Below are 20,100 nucleotides of genomic sequence, written 5' to 3'. Positions count from 1 at the left end.
TCGGAGGGCAAATTGTGCCTGATGTCACGACTCTGATGCTGCTCAGCGTTGCCGTGTTCGCCGGCGCCTTTGTCTCCGGACTCTCGGGATTTGCCTTTTCCGCGGTAGCGGGCGCCATCCTGCTCCGGGTGTTTCAGCCGCTCGAAGCCGTACCGCTGATGATGGCGTGCAGCATCGGCGTGCAGGCCACCAATCTGTGGTCGCTTCGGCGCAATATCCGCTGGGAAGGCAGTCTGCTGCTGATCGTCGGCGGCTTGATCGGCGTTCCCATCGCGGTGTCGCTGCTCCAGAGCACCGATACGCATCTGCTCCGGCGCGGCTTCGGCATTATCGTTGCGCTCTATGCGGCCTACATGCTGCTGCGGCCGACGCTGGTGACGGCCGGCGAGGCGGTCGGGCGGCACTGGGTCGCGTTGATCGGGTTCGGTGGAGGACTGGTCGGCGGACTGACCGCGATGCCGGGCGCGATCCCGACGATCTGGTGCGACATGCGCGGCATGCCCAAGAGCGAGCAGCGCGGCCTGGTGCAGCCGTTCATCGCCGCGATGCAGCTGTTCGCGATCGCGCTGCTGTTCGGACATCAGGATCTGTCGTCAAAGGTCTTCGTCGATCTCGCGGTTAGCCTGCCGGCGCTGTTCGCAGGCTCCGCGCTGGGCGTGATCGCGTTCCACAGGGTCAACGAGACGGTCTTTCGCAAGACCGTGCTCGTTTTGTTGTTGCTGTCGGGGATTTCCCTGATCTAGTGCCCGACGGGTTGCACCGGCGCCGCGCTGGTGTCGCTGCCGTGATGCGTCAGCGGCTTCATGCCAGTGACGGTCCGCAGCAGCACATAGAACACCGGCGTCAGGAACAGGCCGAATACGGTGACGCCGATCATGCCGGAGAACACGGCGACGCCCATGGCGCGCCGCATCTCCGAGCCGGCCCCGGTCGAGAGCACCAGCGGCAGCACGCCCATGATGAACGCCATCGACGTCATCAGGATCGGGCGCAACCGCAGCCGGCTCGCCTCGATTGCGGCCCGGATCGGGGTGCGGCCTGCGAATTCGAGCTCGCGCGCGAATTCGACGATCAGGATCGCGTTCTTGGCCGAGAGTCCCACCAGCACGATCAAGCCGATCTGGGTGAAGACGTTGTTGTCGCCCTTGGAGATCCAGACACCGAACATAGCAGCCAGCAGACCCATCGGCACGATCATGATGATCGAGAGCGGCAAGGTCAGGCTCTCATAGAGCGCGGCCAGCACCAGGAACACCAGGAGGATCGCCAGCGGAAACACCCACAGTCCGGAATTGCCGGCGATGAACTCCTGATAGGTCAGGTCGGTCCATTCGAAGGCAAAGCCGGGCGGCAGCGTCTCCGCCGCGATCCGCGTCGCGACCTCCTGCGCCTGTCCGGAGGAGAAGCCGGGAGCAGCCGCCGCGTTGATATCGGAGGACAGGAAGCCGTTGTAGCGGATCGCCCGCTCGGGTCCCGCGCTCTGGCGAACGCTCAAGAGCGCCGAGAGCGGCACCATGTCGCCCGAGGACGAGCGCACCTTCAACTGCCGGATGTCGTCGGCGCGGGCGCGGAACGGCGCGTCGGCCTGCACCCGGACCGAATAGGTGCGGCCAAACTTGTTGAAGTCGTTGACGTAGTAGGAGCCCAGGTAAATCTGCAGCGTGTTGAACACCTCCGTCACGGGCACGCCCAATTGGAGCGCCTTGGTGCGATCGATGTCGGCGAACAGCTGGGGCACGTTGACCTGGAAGCTCGAGAACACGCCGGCGATCTCCGGCGCCTTCTGCATCGCCGCCATGAACGCCTTGGTCGCCTCGTTCAGCGCCTCATAACCGAGACCGGCACGGTCCTCGATCTGCAGCTTGAAGCCGCCGATGGTGCCAAGGCCGTTGACCGGCGGCGGCGGGAACATGGCGATGAAGGCTTCCTGGATGCCGGCATATTTCTTGTTCAGCTCGGCCGCCAGCGCGGGGCCGCTGAGAGAAGGATCCTTGCGCTCGTCGACCGGCTTGAGCGTGGAGAACACGATGCCGGCATTGGAGGAGTTGGTGAAGCCGGCGATCGACAGGCCCGGAAAGGCGACCGAACTCTCGACACCTGGCTGGGTCAGCGCGATGTCGCTCATCTTGCGGATCACCTCTTCAGTGCGATCGAGCGCTGCGCCGTCGGGCAGCCGCGAGAAGCCGACCAGATACTGTTTGTCCTGGCCCGGCACGAAGCCGCTCGGCACCTGCTGGAACAGAAGCGCGGTCACGCCGATCAACACCACATACAGTCCCATCACTGCGGCCTTGCCTGATATCACCTTGGTGACGGTGCCGCTGTAATTCTCCGACGAGCGTGTGAACACCTTGTTGAAGCCACGGAAGAACCAGCCAAGGCCCTTTTCCATGATGATCGTCAGCCGGTCCTTCGGCTCATTGTGTCCCTTGAGCAGCAGCGCCGACAACGCAGGCGACAGCGTCAGCGAATTGATGGCGGAGATCACGGTCGAGATCGCGATCGTCAGCGCGAACTGCTTGTAGAACTGCCCGGTGAGGCCGGAGATGAAGGCGAGCGGCACGAACACCGCGATCAGCACCATCGCAATCGCGATGATCGGCCCCGACACTTCGCGCATCGCCTGGTAGGTGGCGTCGCGCGGCGACAGCCCTCCCTCGATGTTGCGTTCGACGTTCTCGACTACGACGATGGCGTCGTCGACGACGATGCCGATTGCGAGCACGAGCCCGAACAGGCTGAGCGCGTTGATCGAGAAGCCGAACACGTGCATGACCGCGAATGTGCCGACGATCGACACGGGCACCGCCAGCAGCGGAATGATCGAGGCGCGCCAGGTCTGCAGGAACAGGATCACCACCAGCACCACCAGCGCGATCGCCTCCAGCAGCGTGTGAATGACGGCCTCGATCGAGGAGCGCACGAACTGGGTGGGATCGTAAACGATCTGGTAGGACACGCCTTCCGGCATATTCTTCTTGATCTCGGCCATGGTGGCACGGACATGATCGGAGATCTCCAGCGCGTTGGAGCCGGGCGCCTGGAAGATCGGAATCGCCACTGCCTGCTTGTTGTCGAGTAGCGAGCGCAGGCCGTATTCGGACGCGCCGAGCTCGATGCGGGCGACGTCGCGCAAGCGCACGACTTCGCCACGCGTACCGGTCTTGACCACGATGTCGCCGAATTGCTCTTCGTTCGCAAGCCGCCCTTCCGCGTTGACGGACAGCTGCAGGTCGATGCCCTTGACATTCGGGGAGGAGCCGACCACGCCGGCAGCGGCCTCGACGTTCTGCGCCTGGATCGCCTTGACGATGTCGCTTGCGGTGAGCCCGTGTTCGGCAGCCTTCTGCGGATCGACCCAGACCCGCATCGAATAGTCGCCGGCGCCATAGAGCTGGACGTCGCCGACGCCGTCGATCCGTGCAAGACGGTCCTTGACATTGAGCACGGCGTAATTGCGCAAATACGTCATGTCGTAGCGGCCGGTGGGCGACAACAGATGCACGACCATGGTGAGGTCGGGCGACGACTTCTTGGTGATGATGCCGAGCTGCCGCACGACGGCGGGCAGGCGCGGCTCGGCCTGCTGCACACGGTTCTGCACCAGCTGCGTCGCCTTGTCAGGATCGGTGCCGAGCCGGAATGTCACCGTCAGCGTCATCGCGCCATCGGTGGTCGCCTGGCTTGACATGTACAGCATGCCTTCGACGCCGTTGATCTGCTCTTCGATGGGAGTCGCCACCGTCTCGGCGATCACCTTGGGATTGGCCCCGGGATAGGTCGCGCGCACGAGGACGGAGGGCGGCACGACATCGGGATATTCCGAGATCGGCATCGCGAACAGCGAGATCAGGCCGGCGAGGAAGATCAGGACCGAGAGCACACCGGCAAAAATCGGACGATCGATGAAGAACTTCGAGAGATTCATGGCTTTGCCCCTGCGCGAGAGACGACCCTCCCGCCGTTCCCGGGCGCGGGAAAAGCCCGCAAATCCGGAAATCCAGAAGTGATGTCTTGGTAGTTCAACAAATTCGACATTCCGGCTCGCGCTGCCCGCGCGCTCCGGAAGCGGAGAATGCTAGCGTTGCACCACGTCCTGTTTGCTGTGGTTGGAGGCCTGCTGCGGCCCGCGCGCGCCCATCGACGCGATCTCCGTCTTGAGCAGGGCGCCGGGACGCACGCGCTGGAGGCCGTTGACGATAATGCGATCGCCGGTCTTCAGTCCCGTCGTCACGATACGCAACCCGTCGACCGAGCCGCCGAGGGTGATCGGCCGGTAGACCGCGCGGCTGTCGTCGCCGACCGCCATCACGAACTTCTTGTCCTGGTCGGTACCGATCGCGCGCTCGTCGATCATGACCAGCGATTGCTGCTTGGGCTGGCCCATGCGCACGCGGGCGAACTGGCCGGGGATGAGACGCCCGTCCTCGTTTCTGAACACCGCGCGGACACGGATGGTGCCGCTCTGGCCGTTGACCTGGTTGTCGATGAGCTGGATGTGGCCCTTGGCCGAGAGGCCGCCTGAGGTCGTCATCTCCACCGGGATCTGGTCCAAATTGCCGCGCTTGCCGGAGACATCTGCGATCGAGTTCAGCGCCCGCAGCACCACCTCCTCATCCGCATCGAACGACGCGTAGATCGGATTGACCGAGACCAGCGAGGTCAGCACGGGGGAGGCGGTGCCGGCGGCGACGAGATTGCCGACGGTGATTTCGATCTTGCCGACGCGGCCGTCCACGGGTGCACGTACCTCGGTGTAGTCGAGATTAAGCTTTGCGGTCTGGAGCGTCGCCTCGGCTGCCTTCACGTTGGCGATGGCCTCGCGGTTGGCGTTGTCGCGCTGGTCGTAGTCGCGCCGCGTCACCACGGCGTTGCCGACCAGCTGCGCGCCGCGCTCAAGTTCATTCTGCGTGAACACGACGCGCGCTTTCGCAGCTTCGAGCTGGGCCGCGGCCTTGTCGACCTCGGCTGCGTAGGGCGCCGGGTCGATCTTGAACAGGATGTCACCAGCCTTCACCAGCGCGCCTTCGATGAAGTTGGCCGACAGGATCGCGCCGGCCACGCGCGGGCGAAGCTCGACGCGTTGAATGGCCTCGAGCCGACCGGAGAAATCGTCCCACAGCACGGTCTGCTTTGGTTCGATCAGCGCGACCGTGACAGGGACGGCTTGCTCGGCCGCGGCGGTCGCGGTCGCCTGCGCGGAACGAAAGTAATGGCCGGTCGCGATCGAGCCGGCTACGGCGAGAGCGCCCACGATGGCGACGCCGCCCAGAAGGCGGCGGACATGGCCGGGGCGAGAGGTCTTTTGGGAGGGGGGCATTTGCGCTCCAGATATGTAGTGTTCACTACAGATGTGGAGCTGGATACCGCAGCGCAAGATACTTATGTACCATTCGCTAAGAAAATTGTAGCGGTTTACCGCAAGAATTGGCAAGTGGAAGAGAAAATAAAGCGAGAACAAAGAGATAGGATCCGGCGTTAGGGTCAGGGACGACGCCGATTTCGAGGAGAACAGGCACATGGGCATGGGACGCCCCCGCGAATTCGACGCCGAAACGGCGTTGGACCAGGCGATGGAAGTGTTTTGGCGCCATGGCTATGAGGGTGCCACGATCGCTCAGTTGACCGAAGCCATGGGGATCAATCCGCCCAGCCTCTATGCCTGTTTCGGCAACAAGGAAGGGCTGCTGAAGGCCGCGCTCGACCGCTATACCAAACTGCGCACCGTCTGGATGGACGAGGTCGTGGCAGCGCCGACTGCCCGCGACGTCGCCGAACGGATGCTGATGGGCATCGCCGACAAGCAGACCGATCCCGCCAACCCGCCCGGTTGCCTGCTCGTGCAGGGCGGCATTGCATGCGGCACCGGATCAGAAAGCGTCCCCTTCGAACTCGCCGCTCGGCGCGCCCAGAACGAGGACCAGCTTCGCGATCGTTTTGTTCGCGCCAAGGCCGAAGGCGATCTCAAGCCGACCTCGGATCCCGCGGCACTCGCGCGCTACGTTTCGGCCGTCTCCGTCGGCATGGGCGTGATGGCGTCCTCAGGCTCCGACCGCGAGGCATTGCAGCAGGTCGCGAGCGTGGCGGTGCAGGCGGTCGAGGCGCAGTCGACTGCAAGAACCTGACGATCGTTGGGGGTCTTCGCCTCTCATCTCTCCGATTGCGTGGCAGACAGCGACGGCGGCGGGACGAAGCCGCCGAACGCGCGTTCGATCAGTCCAGCGAGCGCAATCGGTGTGCGGTCCTCGAGATAAGGCCCGATGATCTGGACGCCGATCGGCAGGCCCGATGGCGTGCGCTCGATCGGAACGGCCGTTGCAGGCAGTCCGCAGGTCGAAGCGGGGTCTGCCCAGATGAAGCACGCATCGGCATAGGGATAGAGCTGTCCATCGATATCGAGTTGCCGCGCGTCGAACGGCTCGGACTGGTCCTGGGGAAAGGCCGGTACGGCTGCGGCCGGGTAGATTACTGCGTCGAACTCGCGGAACAGCTCCTGCCATCGTTGTTGCAGCCGCAGGCGCGCCGCGTCGGTCGCCAGCCATTCGCGATGGACCATCGCCCAGCCGCGCGCGCGCTCGGCCTGCAGGCTGCGGTCGTCGGGCGAGAGTTCTGCGGCAACTCCTTGCGCCTCTGCGAGGGCGGCCGGTGTCAGGCGTGGACTTCGCGCTGCGTTCAACAGCTTCATATAAAGGCGGGCGGATTCGGCGAGATCAGGCAGAGACGCACTCGAGCGCGCGACGCGTGCGCCTGATCGTTCGAGCCGTTCCGACAACCGCCCGATGGCGGAACGCACGGCATCGCCTGTCGGCATCAACGGATGCGTATCGATCACGAGAATCCTGAAACCCCTGAACTGGTCGTGTCGTGAGGCCGGCAACGCAAGACGATAGCCGATCCCGTCGCGCGTCTCGTCGGGGCCGGCGATCACGTCGAGCGCGAGTGCGAGATCCGAGGCAGTGCGCGTCATTGGTCCAACGACGGCGAGATCACCCTGGCCGGCAACGGGCGGTGCCGGCGGAAGGCTGTATCCGCGTAGCGGGACGAGGCCGAGGCTCGGCTTGTGTCCGAACACACCGCAGAAATGCGCGGGCACCCGGATCGAGCCGCCAATATCCGAGCCGATCGACAGCGGTCCGAATCCCGCAGCCAGCGCCGCTCCTGATCCGCCTGAAGAGCCGCCGGGCGATCGGCCGAGATCCCACGGATTGTTCGTCGTACCGTAGATGTCATTGTAGCTCTGGAAATCTCTGAGGCCGATCGGGATATTGGTCTTGCCGATGATGACAGCACCCGCCGCCTTCAACCGCGAGACGACAAGGGCGTCCTCCGCGGGTTGGAAATCTTTGAAATGCGGAAAGCCCCACGTCGTCGGCAGGCCAGCGACGTTGAACGGTTCTTTCAACGTCACGGGGATGCCGAGCAATGGCTGCCGCTCGCCGCGACCAAGTGCGGTATCGGCGGCGCGCGCGGCGTCTCGTGCGCGATCGAAATCGCGAACGATGACGGCATTGATCTGCCCGTCCAGCGCCTCGATGCGCGCGATCGTATGCTCTATCAACTCGGACGCAGAAAGCTTGCGCGCGTGCAGGGCGCTCAGCAATGTGCTGATCGAGCCGTAGTCCCAGTCAGTGGCGGTCAATCCGGGCGGCATCACGATCTCCATTGTCTTGCATCGCCGCGTCGATGTCGCTCGGCTGCAAATCGATCCGAGTATCGAGCATGCAATTTGGCGGATGGTATGAGGAGGCCACGCAACGGGAACCAGATCTGTCCGCGGGTCGGGGGCCGGAGGCGGCGCCTGGCCATCAGATCGCGGGATACCCACTGCTTGCCGCGGTCTATGCGCGATCGAGGGCTCTGTACGGGCTGCTGCTCACGTGGCATTGGGGGCGGCGAAGCCTGGATACTGACGACCATGTTCGCCCTGACATTCCTTGGGACCTCCGCCAGCGTTCCGTCGGCGGAGCGCAACCATCCGGCTCTCCTGGTGGAGGCCACGGGCAAGCGCGTCCTCATCGATTGCGGCGAGGGCACGCAGCGCCAGTTGCTGCGCAGCGGCGCGGGCTTTCGACGGCTTGACCGCATTCTGCTGACGCATGCCCATCTCGATCACGTGCTCGGTATCCCCGGTCTCTTCTCGACGCTGGGGTTGCGTCAGCAATCGGACGCGATGACCGTCTATGGAGGCCAGGGCACGCTCGACATCGTCATCCGCATGCTTGCCGGCCTGTGGGGCGCGGGCAGGGCGCCGATCCCGGTGGAGTTCGCACCGCTGACCGAAGGACAGGTTATCGACGCCGGCGACTTCACCATCGATTGCTTTCCGGTTCGTCACCGCGACACCGACAGCTTTGGTTTTTGCTTCCAGAGTCCGGCACGCCGCCATCTTGAGCGGGAGCGCCTCGCCGAGCTCGGTGTTCCCGATGGGCCGCTGCGCGGAGAACTGGCCGCGGCACGACCAGTCGTGATCGCCGGCCGCACGATCTATCCCGAAGACGTCATGGGGCCGCCGAGCGGCGGCAGGAAGATTGTGGTCATCGGCGACACCGAAACCACTGACGGGCTGTCCAGGCATGTCGCCGACGCCGATCTGCTGGTGATCGAGGCGACCTTCCTCGATCGCGACGCCGCGACCGCCCGGGACTATGGTCATCTCACCGCGCGCGAGGCGGCTTCATTTGCCGCCGCGAACAACGTCAGGCAACTCGTGCTGAATCACATGTCGGGGCGTTATCGCGACGAAGAGATTCTGGCCGAAGCGACAGCGATTTTTCCAAACACGCGGATCGCCGCCGACTTCGATCGCGTCGTGATTTAGCGGCACCGCTCAAAGAGAGCGCAATCTCTGACGGTCTGTTTGTGAGCTGCTTAACCTGCGGTGGCTGGGGAACTAGGATTCGAACCTAGACAAACAGAGTCAGAGTCTGTTGTGCTACCGTTACACCATTCCCCAACGGAATAGCCGAACAAATTCAATGACTTGTTGATTTGTCCGGCTGTGGCCGATGGCACTTATCGCGCAAATCACGGCTCAAGCGTGGAGGGTTTCTACCCGCTCGGCTGTGGGCTGGCAAGCGCTGCGACGCAGGGATGTTTTGCGGTCCACATGGGACGTGCGGGCCGCGGCATCATGGGCTCCGGCGGAGCGCCGCGGCGGTGCGCGACCGTTTGCCTCATCCGAAAATCACGTTTCCTGGTCGGATCGTCACGCACCGCATCGTCCTTTCGGACACACAACCCAAGGAGATCCGTGATGCCCTATGTCGATGGTTTCGTGCTGGCCGTGCCGAAGGACAACATCGAGGCTTACAAGGCGCTGGCGAAAACGGCCTGCGCGATCTGGATGGAGCACGGTGCGCTCGATTATGTCGAATGCATCGGCGACGACGTGCCCTACGGCGAGCTGACTTCGTCTCCGCGCGCGGTGATGGCGAAGGAGGACGAGATCGTGGTGTTCGCCTGGATCGTCTATCGCGACCGGGAGACTCGCGACACCGTCAACAAGAAGGTGATGGCGGACCCGCGGCTGAAGTTGGATGGTATGCCGTTCGACGGCAAGCGCATGATCTACGGCGGCTTCACGACGCTGCTGCGGGCGAGCGACGTGATGGGGTAAGGGCGCTGACCCGGCCCACACGTCGGTGCTTGTCCATGCAGCGTCGTGGCAAGCCGTTTTACTTGCCGGTACGGGGCCAGCATGCCATCCTCTCATCGCCAGGCATAAACAACCGGAAGCGGGCGCTTAGCCGAGCTTCCAAAAAAACTGGTTGGGGAAACCCTTGGGAGGTTTGATTTCATGAGATTGAAGCACGTCACCGGGCTGCTTTGCGCGGCCGCGATGTCCCTTGCGCTCGCTTCAGCCGCGCAGGCCCAGGACAAGGTCGTCAAGATCGGCGCGATCCTGCCGATGTCCGGCGGCACCGCCTCGATCGGGGCGCACGCCAAGGCGGCGCTCGAGGTCGCAATGGACATCATCAACAACGCTCATCCCGAGCTCGGCACTCTGCCGCTGGCCAAGAACGCAGGCCTTGCGGGCCTCGGCGGCGCCAAGATCGAGATCGTGTTCGCCGACAACCAGGGCAACCCGGCGACAGGCCAGAACCAGGCGCTGCGCCTGATCACGGAAGACAAGGTAGCCGCCGTGTTCGGCTCGTATCAGTCCGGCGTCACGCTGACCTCGAGCGCCATCGCCGAAAAATACGGCATTCCCTTTCTGAACTCCGAGTCGGTCGCCGCCAATCTCACCGAGCGCGGCTTCAAATGGTTCTTCCGCACCACGCCGATCGCCACCGACTTCGCCAAGGCCTATGTCGATTTCCTCGCCGACATCAAGGCGCAGGGCGCCAAGACCGATGCAATCGCGCTGGTTCACGACAACACCGAATACGGCACCTCGGTCGCCAACACGATCAGCGCCGCCTTCAAGGAGAAGGGCCAAGTCATCGCAGTTGACGTCGCCTATCCCGTCAATGCGACTGACGTTCAGGGCCAGGTGCTCCAGCTCAAGGAGAAGAAGCCCGACGTGATCATCATGATCAGCTACACGTCGGATGCGATCCTGTTCGCCAAGACCATGCAGTCGCTTGACTACAAGCCGGCGGTTCTTTTGGCCGATGACGCCGGCTATTCCGATCCCTCCTTCATCAAGGCGGTCGGCAAGATATCGCAAGGCGTCTTCAACCGTTCGTCATGGTCGGTGGGGCCGGCCGGCTCACCATCGGCCATCATCGCCGACATGTACAAGAAGAAGAGCGGCGAGGAGATGGACGACACCGTCGGCCGTCAGATGCAGGGCTTCTTCGTGCTGGCCGACGCGATCGACCGCGCCGGCTCGACCGACCCGGCAAAGATCCAGGCCGCGTTGAAGACGACCGATCTGAAGCCCGAGCAATTGATGATGGGTTACAAGGGCGTGAAGTTTGACGACAAGGGCCAGAATATCCTCGCCTCCGGGCTCATCATCCAGCTCCAGGATGGCGAGAACTACACCGCGGTATGGCCGAAGGCCAACGCCGCGAAGGCGCCGGTGCTGCCCTACAAGGGCTGGTGAGATTGAAGGCGGGGCTGCGCGCCCCGCCATTTCCGAAATGATTTGATCAGAGCAACGCTGGCTCATGTCCTTTGTACTCGTGCAGGTGATCGTCGGCGGACTTCTGCTTGGCGCTGTCTATGCCCTGTTTTCCTCAGGCCTCACGCTGGTGTGGGGCATGATGAACATCGTCAATTTCGCGCATGGCGATTTCGTCATGCTCGGCATGTACGTCGCCTATGTCGTCTACACGCTGTTGGGAGGAGGGCCGATCCTCGGCGCGCCGCTGGCAACCCTGGTGCTCGCGACAGTCGGCGTCGTGGTCTATTTCGCCCTGATCCGCGATATCATGAAGGGACCGATGCTGGCGCAGATCCTCGGCACTTTCGGGCTTGCGCTATTGCTGCGTTATTCCGTGTTCTGGTGGTTCGGGGCCAACTTCCTGTCGATGCCTCCGGACATCGTGGGCGGCACTTATGCGTTCGCGGGCCTGCGCATCGAGGCCTCGCGGCTGCTTGCCGGCGTGGTCGCGCTGCTGGTCACGCTCGGGCTGCATCTGCTGCTCACGCGGACCTCGCTCGGCTCGAAAATGCTGGCGGTGGCGGAGGATCAAACAGCGGCCCAGCTCATGGGCATCCGTCCCGATACCATGCAGGCGATCGCCTGGGCGATTGCGGCCGGTGCCACCGGGCTTGCCGGCGCGCTGATTGCGAACTTCTTCTACATCGTGCCGACCGTCGGCGAGACGCTTGGCATCGTCGCCTTCGTCACGGTGTCGCTCGGCGGTTTTGGCAGTGTGCCGGGCGCCCTTGTCGCAGGCCTGCTGATCGGCATGATCGAATCGCTGTCGGGCTATCTGATCGGCGCGATCTACAAGGACATCGTCGTCTATGTCCTGTTCCTGCTCTTCCTCTGGTTCCGGCCGCAAGGCCTGATGGGCAAGACCTGATGGGAAGGCTGTGATGCGGCGCTTGATCTGGCTCTCGGTCGTCGCAGCGTTCGCGATCTGCTATCCGCTGCTGCTGTCCTCGCCGTTCCAGCAGCGTCTGGGCGCGCTGGTGCTGCTTTATGCGATTGCAGCGTCCGCGTGGCATATCGTCGGCGGCTATGCCGGCCAGGTCTCGGTCGGCCACGTCGTCTTTTTCGGCTGCGGTGCTTATGCCGCGATGGGATCCTACGCAAAGTTCGGCCTGTCGCCCCTGTTCGGCATCCCCGGCGGGATCGTGCTCGCCGTGGGCTTGGCCGCGATCATCGGCGTGCCGACGCTGCGTCTGTCGGGCCATTATTTCAGTATGGCGACCATCGCGGTCGCCGAGACGATGCGGCTGATCGTGACCAACACCGACTGGCTCGGTGCGGCCGTCGGGCTCTCAGGGCCGACCGTGCCGCGCAACATCTTCGATCTCTCGTTCCTGTCGTCGCTGCCGTATTACTATCTCTTCCTCGCAATCCTCGTGATCACGCTGTTAATCACCTGGTGGATGACCAACAGCCGCATGGGATTTTACCTGCGCGCGATCAAGGACTCCGAGCGCGCGGCGCGCTCGCTCGGCGCACCCGCCAGTCGCACCAAGCTCTACGCCTACATGCTGAGCGCGGCGCTGACGAGCGTCGCCGGCGCGCTCTATGCCATGATGTTCGGCTTCGTCGACCCCGAGTCCGGGTTCGGGATCCTGATTTCGGTGAAAATCCTGATCATGGCGGCGCTGGGCGGGGCAGGGCTGTTGTTCGGGCCCCTGGTCGGTGCCGCGATCCTGGTGCCGCTGGAGGAGATCTCGAACAGCTGGCTCGGCGGCAAGGGCGCCGGGCTCACCTTCGTGCTCTATGGCGCGATCATCGTGGTGATCGCGCGCTTCCAGCCCGGCGGTCTGCTCAGCCTGTTCACTCGGCGCAGCAAGCCGACGAAGGACACGGGAGCTGGCCATGCTCCTTGAGGCACGCGAAATTACGAAGGCGTTCGGAAGCTTCAAGGCGGTGGACGATGCCTCCGTGACCTTGGAGCAAGGCGACATCCTCGGCCTGATCGGCCCGAATGGCGCGGGCAAGTCCACCTTCTTCAATTGCCTAACTGGCGATCTCAAGACCACTTCGGGCTGCGTCCTGTTCGAGGGCCGTGACATCACGGACTTCGCGCCGGAGCTGCGCGCCGGGCTTGGGCTCGCTCGTACCTTCCAGGTGCCGCAGACATTTGAGGGCATGACGGTGCTGGAGAACGTCATGATCGGCGCGTTCCTGCGCACCTCGCATCGCAAGGACGCCGAGACCAGGGCGCGCGCGGTGCTCGAGCGCGTCGGCATGATCAGGCTTGCGGATGCGCCGGCGCGCTCGCTCGGCACCCCCGGTCGCAAGCGGCTGGAGATCGCGCGGGCGCTGGCAACCGAACCGAAGGTGCTTCTGCTCGACGAAGCCATGGCCGGCCTCAACGCCCATGAGGTGAGGCTCGCCATCGACCTCGTGCGCGACATCCATCGTTCCGGCATCACCCTTGTGATCGTCGAGCACATCATGGAAGTGATCATGTCACTCGCCAGCCGCGTGATGGTGTTCCACCAGGGCAAGGAGATCGCCCGCGGATCGCCGCGCGAGGTCACATCCAACCCGGCGGTGATCGAGGCCTATCTCGGCAAGCGTGCAGCCAAGGCAGCGGCCGGCCACACGCCGGTCGAACTGATGGGCGGGCCCGACCTATGAGCGGGCCGTTGCTGCGGATCGAGCACCTCGAGGTGCGCTACGGCGATCTCATCGGCGTGTCCGACGTCTCGCTGGAGGTTCCTGAAGGCAGCGTCGTGGCGCTACTCGGCTCCAATGGCGGCGGCAAGACTACGACGCTGAACGCGATCGCCGGCCTTATTCCCGTGCATTCCGGATCGATCCGCTTTCGCGGCGAGGATATCGCCGGCGAAAGAGCCTTTGCGATCGTGCGCAAGGGGCTGGCGCTGTCGCCAGAAGGCTGGCGGCTGTTCGTGCAGCAGAGCGTCGAGAACAATTTGATGCTTGGCGCAACGCCGCTGCGCGACAAGTCACGCCAGGCCACGCTGCTCGAACGTGTCTACGAGATCTTTCCGCGCCTGAAGGAGCGCCGCAACCAGCGTGCCGGCACCATGTCCGGTGGCGAACGGCAGATGCTCGCGGTCGGGCGCGCGCTGATGAGCGAGCCGAAGCTGTTGATGCTGGATGAACCTTCGCTCGGTCTCGCGCCGGCGGTGGTCGAGTCCATGTACGAGACCTTCGGCCGCCTGCATCGCGAGGGCCTGACCATTCTGCTCGCCGAGCAGTCGATCGAGCTCGCACTGGAGGTCTCGGATTTCGCCACGGTGCTCCAGGTCGGCAAGAGCGTGCTGTCGGGCACGGCGGCGGCGCTCGCGGAGGATCCGCAGGTGCAGAAGGCTTATCTGGGCGTGGACTGACCGATTTTCCGCCTGGAGGCGCCCGGTATCGGCGGCGTTAGGCTGCAAAATGGATATGCAACAGTGACGGGGAGGCGTCGCTACTTGATCTTGTCGTAGGCCGCCGCGAAATCGCCGAGCGGCATCGGGATCGCGATCGTTTCCTTCGCCATGTTCTGGAAGGAGACCTTGAGCTGCTTGCCCGACCGCAAGGTCGCAAGCAGGTCCGGTGCGATTGGCGTGGAGGCGTAGCAGCCGCGGTTCTCGCAGGTCTGGATCTGGAGATCGACCGTCTTGCCCTCGTCAACCTGGAGCTTGGCGCCGATGGGAAGGTTGAGGCCAAGCGGCAATTGCAGCAGCGCCACCGGTGTGCGGGTGTCGGGCGCGATGCGGATGTTGATCAGAACGATGGTCTGGCCGGTCTTGGTCAGCACCGCGTTCTGCTCCATCGCGCATTCGAGCGGTGCGTCGCGGCTGACGCTGGTGCAGCGCACGACCCAGCCGGGCTGCTGCGCCGCAGCGCCGTCAGCCTGCGGCTGCGTCGGAGCCGGTGCGGGCTGTGCCGCCGGGGCAGACGGAGCTGCGTTCTTCTTGGCGCGTTGCTGGGCATGCGCGGCACCCGCCGACACCAGGAGAGCGGCTGCTAAGGCGACAAGTCTGGATTGCAAGGGCATGGCAAGACCGCGTTGACGTGAACCGAGGGCCTCGCTGTAACGTCGTGAGGCGCGCGGTGCAAGCTGCTACTCGGCAGCTTCCTTAACGGTGCCGTGCTCGACCGTCTCGTCGCCTTCGCCGTCACCCTTGCGGCCCCAGCCCGAGAACCAGTTGTTGAGCTCGTCGAGATAGAGATAGACGACCGGGGTGGTGAACAGCGTCAGCGCCTGGCTGACGATCAGACCGCCGACCATGGCGTAGCCGAGCGGCTGGCGAATCTCGGCGCCGGTGCCGTGGCCGAGCATCAGGGGCACGCCGCCGAGCAGGGCAGCCATCGTCGTCATCATGATCGGACGGAAGCGCAACAGCGCTGCCTGCCGGATCGATTCCGCCGGCGTCTTGTGCTCGTCGCGCTCCGCGGCGATGGCGAAGTCCACCATCATGATGCCGTTCTTCTTCACGATGCCGATCAGCAGAATGACTCCGATCAAAGCAATGAGGCTGAACTCGAAGCCCGCCGCCATCAGGATCGCGAGCGCGCCGACGCCGGCCGAGGGCAGGGTCGACAGAATCGTGATCGGATGGATGTAGCTCTCGTAGAGGATGCCGAGGATCAGATAGACCACGACCAGCGCGGCGAGGATGAGGAGCGGCACGGTGCCGAGCGACTGCTGGAACGCCTGTGCCGTGCCCTGGAAGCTCGAATTGAGCGTCGGCGGCGCGCCGAGATCGGCCATCGCCTTCTGCACGGCCTCCGTGGCCTGGCCGAGCGCGACGCCCTGGGCGAGGTTGAAGCTGATCGTGATCGCCGGGAACTGGCCCTGGTGGCTGATTGAGAGCGGCCGAACCGGGTCGGTGCTCCAGGTCGCAAACGTTGACAGTGGCACCTGGTCGCCGGTCAGCGGAGATTTCAGGTAGAGCTTGTTCAGGCTCTCGAGGCTGCCCTGCATCTCCGGCAGGATCTCAAGGATCACCTTGTAGGTGTTGAGCTGGGTGAAATACTGCGTGACCTGACGCTGTCCGAACGCGTCGTACAACGTATCGTCGATCAGCTGCGGCTGAATTCCGTAACGCGCTGCAGTATCGCGGTTGATCTTGAGCTGAACCGTGGTGCCCTGGGTCTGCTGGTCGGTCGCGACGTCGCGCAGTTGCGGCAAGGTCTGCATCTTGGCGAGGATCTTCGGCGCCCAGTCGTTGAGCTCGGCGAGATCTGCGTCCTGCAGGGTGAACTCGAACTGCGTACGGGTCGGCCGGCCGCCGAGCCGGACGTCCTGGGCCGCCTGCATGTAGAGGCGGGCGCCGGACACCTTTTCGAGCTTGGGACGCAGCCGGGCGATGATCTGCTGCGCGGAGGCATTGCGGACGCTGAGCGGCTTCAACGTAATGAACATGTTGCCGTTATTGCCGGCGCGGCCGCTGCCGCCGATGTTCATTGCGATCGTTGCGACGTCGGGATCGTCCATCACGATCTTGCCAAGTTCGACCTGGCGACGCTGCATCTCCGCGAACGAGATGTCCTGGGAGGCTTCCGAGGTCGCGGTGATCAGGCCGACGTCCTGTTGCGGGAAGAACCCTTTCGGGATCAGGACGAACAGATAGACCGACAGGGCAAGGGTCGCGAAGAAGATCGTGAGCGTCGTGCGGCGCCAGGCCAGGGCATGGTCGAGCACCCATTCGTAACCGCGCAACATCCGGTCGAATCCGCGCTCGCTCCATTGATAGAACTTGCCGTGGGTAACCTCGCCATGGGCGCGCAGGAAGCGCGAGGCCATCATCGGGGTCAGGGTCAGCGATACGAACATCGAGACGAAGATCGTCATCGCCAGCACGACTGCGAATTCACGGAACAGGCGTCCGATGATGCCGCCCATCAGCAGCAGCGGAATCAGCACCGCGACCAGCGAGATGCTGATCGACACGATGGTGAAGCCGATTTCCTTGGAGCCCTTGAAGGCGGCCGCCATGGGCGATTCGCCTTCCTCGATGTAGCGCGTGATGTTCTCGAGCATCACGATGGCGTCGTCGACGACGAATCCAACCGCGATGGTGAGGGCCATCAGCGACAGATTGTCTAGCGAATAGCCAACGACCCACATCAAGGCGCACGCGCCCAGCAGCGCCAGCGGCACCGTGATGGTGGGAATGACGGTCGCCCAGAAACTGCGCAGGAAAATGAAGATGACCATGACCACCAGGGCAATGGTCAGCAGCAGCGTGAACTGGACGTCCTCAACCGCGGCGCGGATCGTCGTGGTGCGGTCGCTGATGAGCTCGATCTTGATCGCGGGCGGGATCGCGGCGACGAGGCGAGGCAGGGTGGCCTTGATCCGGTCGACAGTCTCGATAACGTTGGCGCCCGGCTGCTTGAATATCACCAGGAAGACGCCGCGCTTGCCATTGGCCCAGGCCGCCTGCTTGGCGTCTTCGGCGCCGCTGACCGCCTGGCCAACATCGCGGATTCGCAAGGGACCACCATTGCGATAAGCGATGATGACGTCGTTCCAGTCCTTGGCCTGGGTGAGCTGGTCGTTGGCGTAGATCGTGTAGGCGCGCTTCGGACCGTCGATGTTACCCTTCGGGCTGTCGACCGTGGTGATCGCAATCTGGCTGCGCACGTCCTCCATCGACAGGCCCTTGGCGACGAGTTTCGCCGGGTCGATCTGGATGCGGATGGACGGTTTCTGCTGGCCGCCGATGAAGACCTGCGCGACCCCGGAGAGCTGGCTGATCTGCTGGGCGAGCTGGGCGTCGACCGCGTCGCTGACACTGGTCAGCGGCAATGTGTCTGAGGTTGCCGACAGCAGCAGGATCGGCGCGTCGGCCGGGTTGACCTTGCGGTAGGTCGGCGGCGAGGGCAGGTTCTTCGGCAGCTGACCGCTCGCGGCGTTGATGGCGCCCTGCACGTCGTTGGCGGCGCCGTCGATGCTGCGGTTGAGGTCGAACTGGATGGTGATCGACGCGGTGCCCAGATAGCTCGTCGAGGTCATCTGGGCGATGCCCGGGATCTGGGCGAATTGCCGTTCGAGCGGCTGGGCCACCGACGAAGCCATGGTCTCTGGGCTGCCGCCCGGCAGATTGGCTGTGATCTGGATGGTCGGGAAGTCTACCTGCGGCAGTGGCGCGACCGGCAGCAGGGGATAGGCGACGAGACCGACGAAGAGAATGCCGGCCATCAGCAACGAGGTGCCGATGGGATAACGGATGAAAGGTGCCGAAATCCCGCCCGCGTTCATTCCTGTCGGACCTTGTTCTGGGCCGGATCCGTACTCGCCACGGCCGTGGAGACGAGGCTTCCGGGCTGGACCTTGAATTGGCCGCCGGTGATCACTTGCTGCCCGGGCGTCAGCCCTTCGTCGACGACCGAACGTCCGTCGATGCTGTAGCTGACCTTGATCTTGTGCACCTCGGCCTTGTTGTCCTGATTGACAGAATAGGCGTAGAGGCCGTTGGTGGAGTGCTGGACCGCGTCATCCGGGACAACGGTCGCATCCTTGAGGGTGCGCACCAGCAGGCGTGTCGACACCGATTGACCGGGCCAAAGCGCGTGGTCCTTGTTCTCGAACACCGCCTTGAGCCGGATCGTGCCGCTGCTGGTGTCGACCTGGTTGTTGATGACGGCAAGCTTGCCCTCGGCCAGCGTCTTCTTGCCGTCGGTCGTGAAGGCGATCACCCTGAGCGCGCCGGCCTTCTGGCCCTCGCTGATATAGGGCAGCTGATCCTCTGGCGCGGTGAAGATCACCGAGATCGGCTCGACCTGCGAGATCGTGACGATGCCGGTCTGCGTCGAGGCGTTGACGATGTTGCCGATGTCGACCTGGCGCAGGCCCGCGACGCCGGTGATCGGCGCCTTGACCTGGGTGTAGTCGAGCTGGGTCTGCGCGTTGGAGATCGCAGCATCATCGGCGGCGATCTGTGCGGTGAGCTGGGCGACCGTGGAGCGCTGGGTGTCGACCCGCTGGGCGGTGGCGAATTCGCCGAGCTTCATGGCGCGCTGGAGCTCGAGATTGGCGTTGGCCAGATTTGCCTCGTCCTGGGCCTTCTTGGCCTTGGCCTGGTCGAGCGTGGCTTGATAGGGACGGGGATCGATCGAGGCGAGAAGCTGGCCCTCCTTGACGATCTGGCCTTCGGTGAAGGCGATCTTGTCGATCTGGCCATCCACCCTGGTCCGGACTTGGACGGTGTTGAAGCCCGCAACCGTGCCCAGACCGGTCAGGTAAACCGGAAAGTCCACCTTCTGAACTGGCGAAACGCTCACGGGGACGGCGGACGGGCGCTGCGGCCCCTTTTGTGCGGTCTGGGTTTTTCCGGCGTCGGGCGAGCCGAATTTCTGCCAACCATAGTAACCTGCGGAGGCCACGGCCGCGATGATCAGAATCCAGAGGATCGGCCGGGACTTTTTCATATCGTCTCGTGTCGGCTCTTATGCCCTAAGCTACGAATTATGAGGCAATCATAGGGTTCCAGGAGGCTTGTATAATACACGCCAAGTTCCAGTGTAAACAGCACTATCGGTTGAGAATCCTAAACAATTGGAAAGCTTTGCACGGGTTAGGCAGCTCCGTGTCACTACGGTGTGCCGTGCTGCATTCCCCCCAGGAACGATCAGCGTGCAAAGTTTGTGCAATGCTCGAAAGCGGTGTGCTCTGGACTGAGCGGCGCCGCGCCTAGGCCGCAAGGCGACGGCTGGCAGGAACGGTTCTAATCGTGCGGAGCTCGTTTCGGTTGTCAGGGAAATCGGCATCGGTCATATCGACGCGCCACAACGGGAGCGCAGCATGGACGAACTGAACGGCAAGCTGATCGCGTGTCAGATCCTGATCACGGGACTGATCGCACGCGTCGCCAACGAGCAGCGTGATCCCTTGCGCTTTCTCACCGAGTTCCGCGACGAGATCAGAGCCGTCGTCAACGGCGTCAACATCGCAGGCATGGACAACAGCGACCGCGTGCGCGCGGTGGCGCGGAAGACCGTCGATGAATTGTTCTCGTTGATGAAGCCGCCAAGCAGCGATTGACCATGCGCCCGCGACC

16 protein-coding genes and 1 tRNA gene are annotated in these 20,100 nt (G+C 63.8%); 10 read left to right on the top strand and 7 right to left on the bottom strand.

The window, feature by feature from the left end; genetic code table 11:
• The first annotated feature begins 14 nt into the window (after window positions 1-14).
• A complete protein-coding gene (locus IVA93_RS22395; RefSeq protein WP_085352782.1) occupies window positions 15-743 on the top strand; it encodes a sulfite exporter TauE/SafE family protein in 729 nt (242 codons plus the stop codon).
• Here the strand turns inward: IVA93_RS22395 and IVA93_RS22390 are convergent.
• Both IVA93_RS22390 and IVA93_RS22385 read right to left on the bottom strand, forming a co-directional pair.
• Window positions 740-3,928: an efflux RND transporter permease subunit gene (locus IVA93_RS22390; RefSeq protein ID WP_247540445.1), complete on the bottom strand. Its 3,189-nt coding sequence runs from the start codon at window positions 3,926-3,928 to the stop codon at window positions 740-742. The genes IVA93_RS22395 and IVA93_RS22390 overlap by 4 nt on opposite strands.
• Before the next feature lie 150 nt (window positions 3,929-4,078).
• Window positions 4,079-5,320, bottom strand: coding sequence for an efflux RND transporter periplasmic adaptor subunit (locus IVA93_RS22385; RefSeq protein WP_247297576.1), 1,242 nt, complete (start codon window positions 5,318-5,320; stop codon window positions 4,079-4,081).
• Window positions 5,321-5,519: 199 nt separating this feature from the next.
• On the opposite strand from IVA93_RS22385, the gene IVA93_RS22380 reads away from it, so the two are divergent.
• Window positions 5,520-6,125 carry a TetR/AcrR family transcriptional regulator gene (locus tag IVA93_RS22380; RefSeq protein WP_018459270.1) on the top strand — a complete coding sequence of 202 codons (606 nt, stop codon included), beginning with the start codon at window positions 5,520-5,522 and terminating at the stop codon, window positions 6,123-6,125.
• Between the two features lie 23 nt (window positions 6,126-6,148).
• Here IVA93_RS22380 and IVA93_RS22375 read toward each other — a convergent pair whose 3' ends face one another.
• Complete coding sequence (locus IVA93_RS22375) at window positions 6,149-7,651, bottom strand: amidase (RefSeq protein WP_247369201.1); 1,503 nt, start codon at window positions 7,649-7,651, stop codon at window positions 6,149-6,151.
• Between the two features lie 264 nt (window positions 7,652-7,915).
• Between IVA93_RS22375 and rnz the strand changes: the two genes are divergently transcribed.
• A complete protein-coding gene (rnz, locus tag IVA93_RS22370) occupies window positions 7,916-8,818 on the top strand; it encodes a ribonuclease Z (RefSeq protein WP_085352786.1) in 903 nt (300 codons plus the stop codon).
• Between the two features lie 61 nt (window positions 8,819-8,879).
• On the opposite strand, the gene IVA93_RS22365 is transcribed toward rnz, so the two are convergent.
• Window positions 8,880-8,953: transfer RNA gene (locus IVA93_RS22365), tRNA-Gln, on the bottom strand.
• A 300-nt stretch (window positions 8,954-9,253) separates the two neighbouring features.
• Here IVA93_RS22365 and IVA93_RS22360 point away from each other — a divergent pair.
• The 6 genes from IVA93_RS22360 to IVA93_RS22335 all read left to right on the top strand — a co-directional run bounded on the left by IVA93_RS22360 (window position 9,254) and on the right by IVA93_RS22335 (window position 14,436).
• Entirely contained in the window at window positions 9,254-9,616 is a 363-nt protein-coding gene (locus tag IVA93_RS22360; protein WP_247369203.1) for a DUF1428 domain-containing protein, read from the top strand.
• Between the two features lie 180 nt (window positions 9,617-9,796).
• Entirely contained in the window at window positions 9,797-11,050 is a 1,254-nt protein-coding gene (locus IVA93_RS22355) for an ABC transporter substrate-binding protein (RefSeq protein WP_085352788.1), read from the top strand.
• A gap of 64 nt (window positions 11,051-11,114) precedes the next feature.
• Window positions 11,115-11,978, top strand: coding sequence for a branched-chain amino acid ABC transporter permease (locus tag IVA93_RS22350; protein WP_018459265.1), 864 nt, complete (start codon window positions 11,115-11,117; stop codon window positions 11,976-11,978).
• A gap of 13 nt (window positions 11,979-11,991) precedes the next feature.
• Entirely contained in the window at window positions 11,992-12,963 is a 972-nt protein-coding gene (locus IVA93_RS22345; protein WP_247789231.1) for a branched-chain amino acid ABC transporter permease, read from the top strand.
• Window positions 12,953-13,720, top strand: coding sequence for an ABC transporter ATP-binding protein (locus IVA93_RS22340; RefSeq protein WP_018459263.1), 768 nt, complete (start codon window positions 12,953-12,955; stop codon window positions 13,718-13,720). The genes IVA93_RS22345 and IVA93_RS22340 overlap by 11 nt, the downstream gene beginning before the upstream one ends.
• Window positions 13,717-14,436, top strand: coding sequence for an ABC transporter ATP-binding protein (locus IVA93_RS22335; RefSeq protein WP_018459262.1), 720 nt, complete (start codon window positions 13,717-13,719; stop codon window positions 14,434-14,436). The genes IVA93_RS22340 and IVA93_RS22335 overlap by 4 nt, the downstream gene beginning before the upstream one ends.
• A gap of 80 nt (window positions 14,437-14,516) precedes the next feature.
• Here the strand turns inward: IVA93_RS22335 and IVA93_RS22330 are convergent, their stop codons facing one another.
• The 3 genes from IVA93_RS22330 to IVA93_RS22320 all read right to left on the bottom strand — a co-directional run bounded on the left by IVA93_RS22330 (window position 14,517) and on the right by IVA93_RS22320 (window position 19,471).
• Window positions 14,517-15,089 carry an invasion associated locus B family protein gene (locus IVA93_RS22330; protein WP_247369208.1) on the bottom strand — a complete coding sequence of 191 codons (573 nt, stop codon included), beginning with the start codon at window positions 15,087-15,089 and terminating at the stop codon, window positions 14,517-14,519.
• 66 nt (window positions 15,090-15,155) lie between these two features.
• Window positions 15,156-18,302, bottom strand: coding sequence for an efflux RND transporter permease subunit (locus IVA93_RS22325; RefSeq protein WP_247369210.1), 3,147 nt, complete (start codon window positions 18,300-18,302; stop codon window positions 15,156-15,158).
• Entirely contained in the window at window positions 18,299-19,471 is a 1,173-nt protein-coding gene (locus IVA93_RS22320) for an efflux RND transporter periplasmic adaptor subunit (protein ID WP_204510936.1), read from the bottom strand. Before IVA93_RS22320 ends, IVA93_RS22325 begins: the two co-directional genes overlap by 4 nt.
• A 373-nt stretch (window positions 19,472-19,844) precedes the next feature.
• Here IVA93_RS22320 and IVA93_RS22315 point away from each other — a divergent pair, with 373 nt between their 5' ends.
• The gene (locus IVA93_RS22315) at window positions 19,845-20,084 is read left to right on the top strand and encodes a hypothetical protein (protein WP_085352792.1); all 240 of its coding nucleotides are present in this window, start codon (window positions 19,845-19,847) and stop codon (window positions 20,082-20,084) included.
• Window positions 20,085-20,100 lie beyond the last annotated feature (16 nt).

The sequence above is a fragment of the Bradyrhizobium sp. 155 genome, assembly GCF_023101105.1.
Taxonomy (GTDB): domain Bacteria; phylum Pseudomonadota; class Alphaproteobacteria; order Rhizobiales; family Xanthobacteraceae; genus Bradyrhizobium; species Bradyrhizobium canariense_D.
The sequence above is the reverse complement of the archived record's forward strand: the minus strand, read 5'-3'. Positions and strand labels throughout refer to the sequence as shown.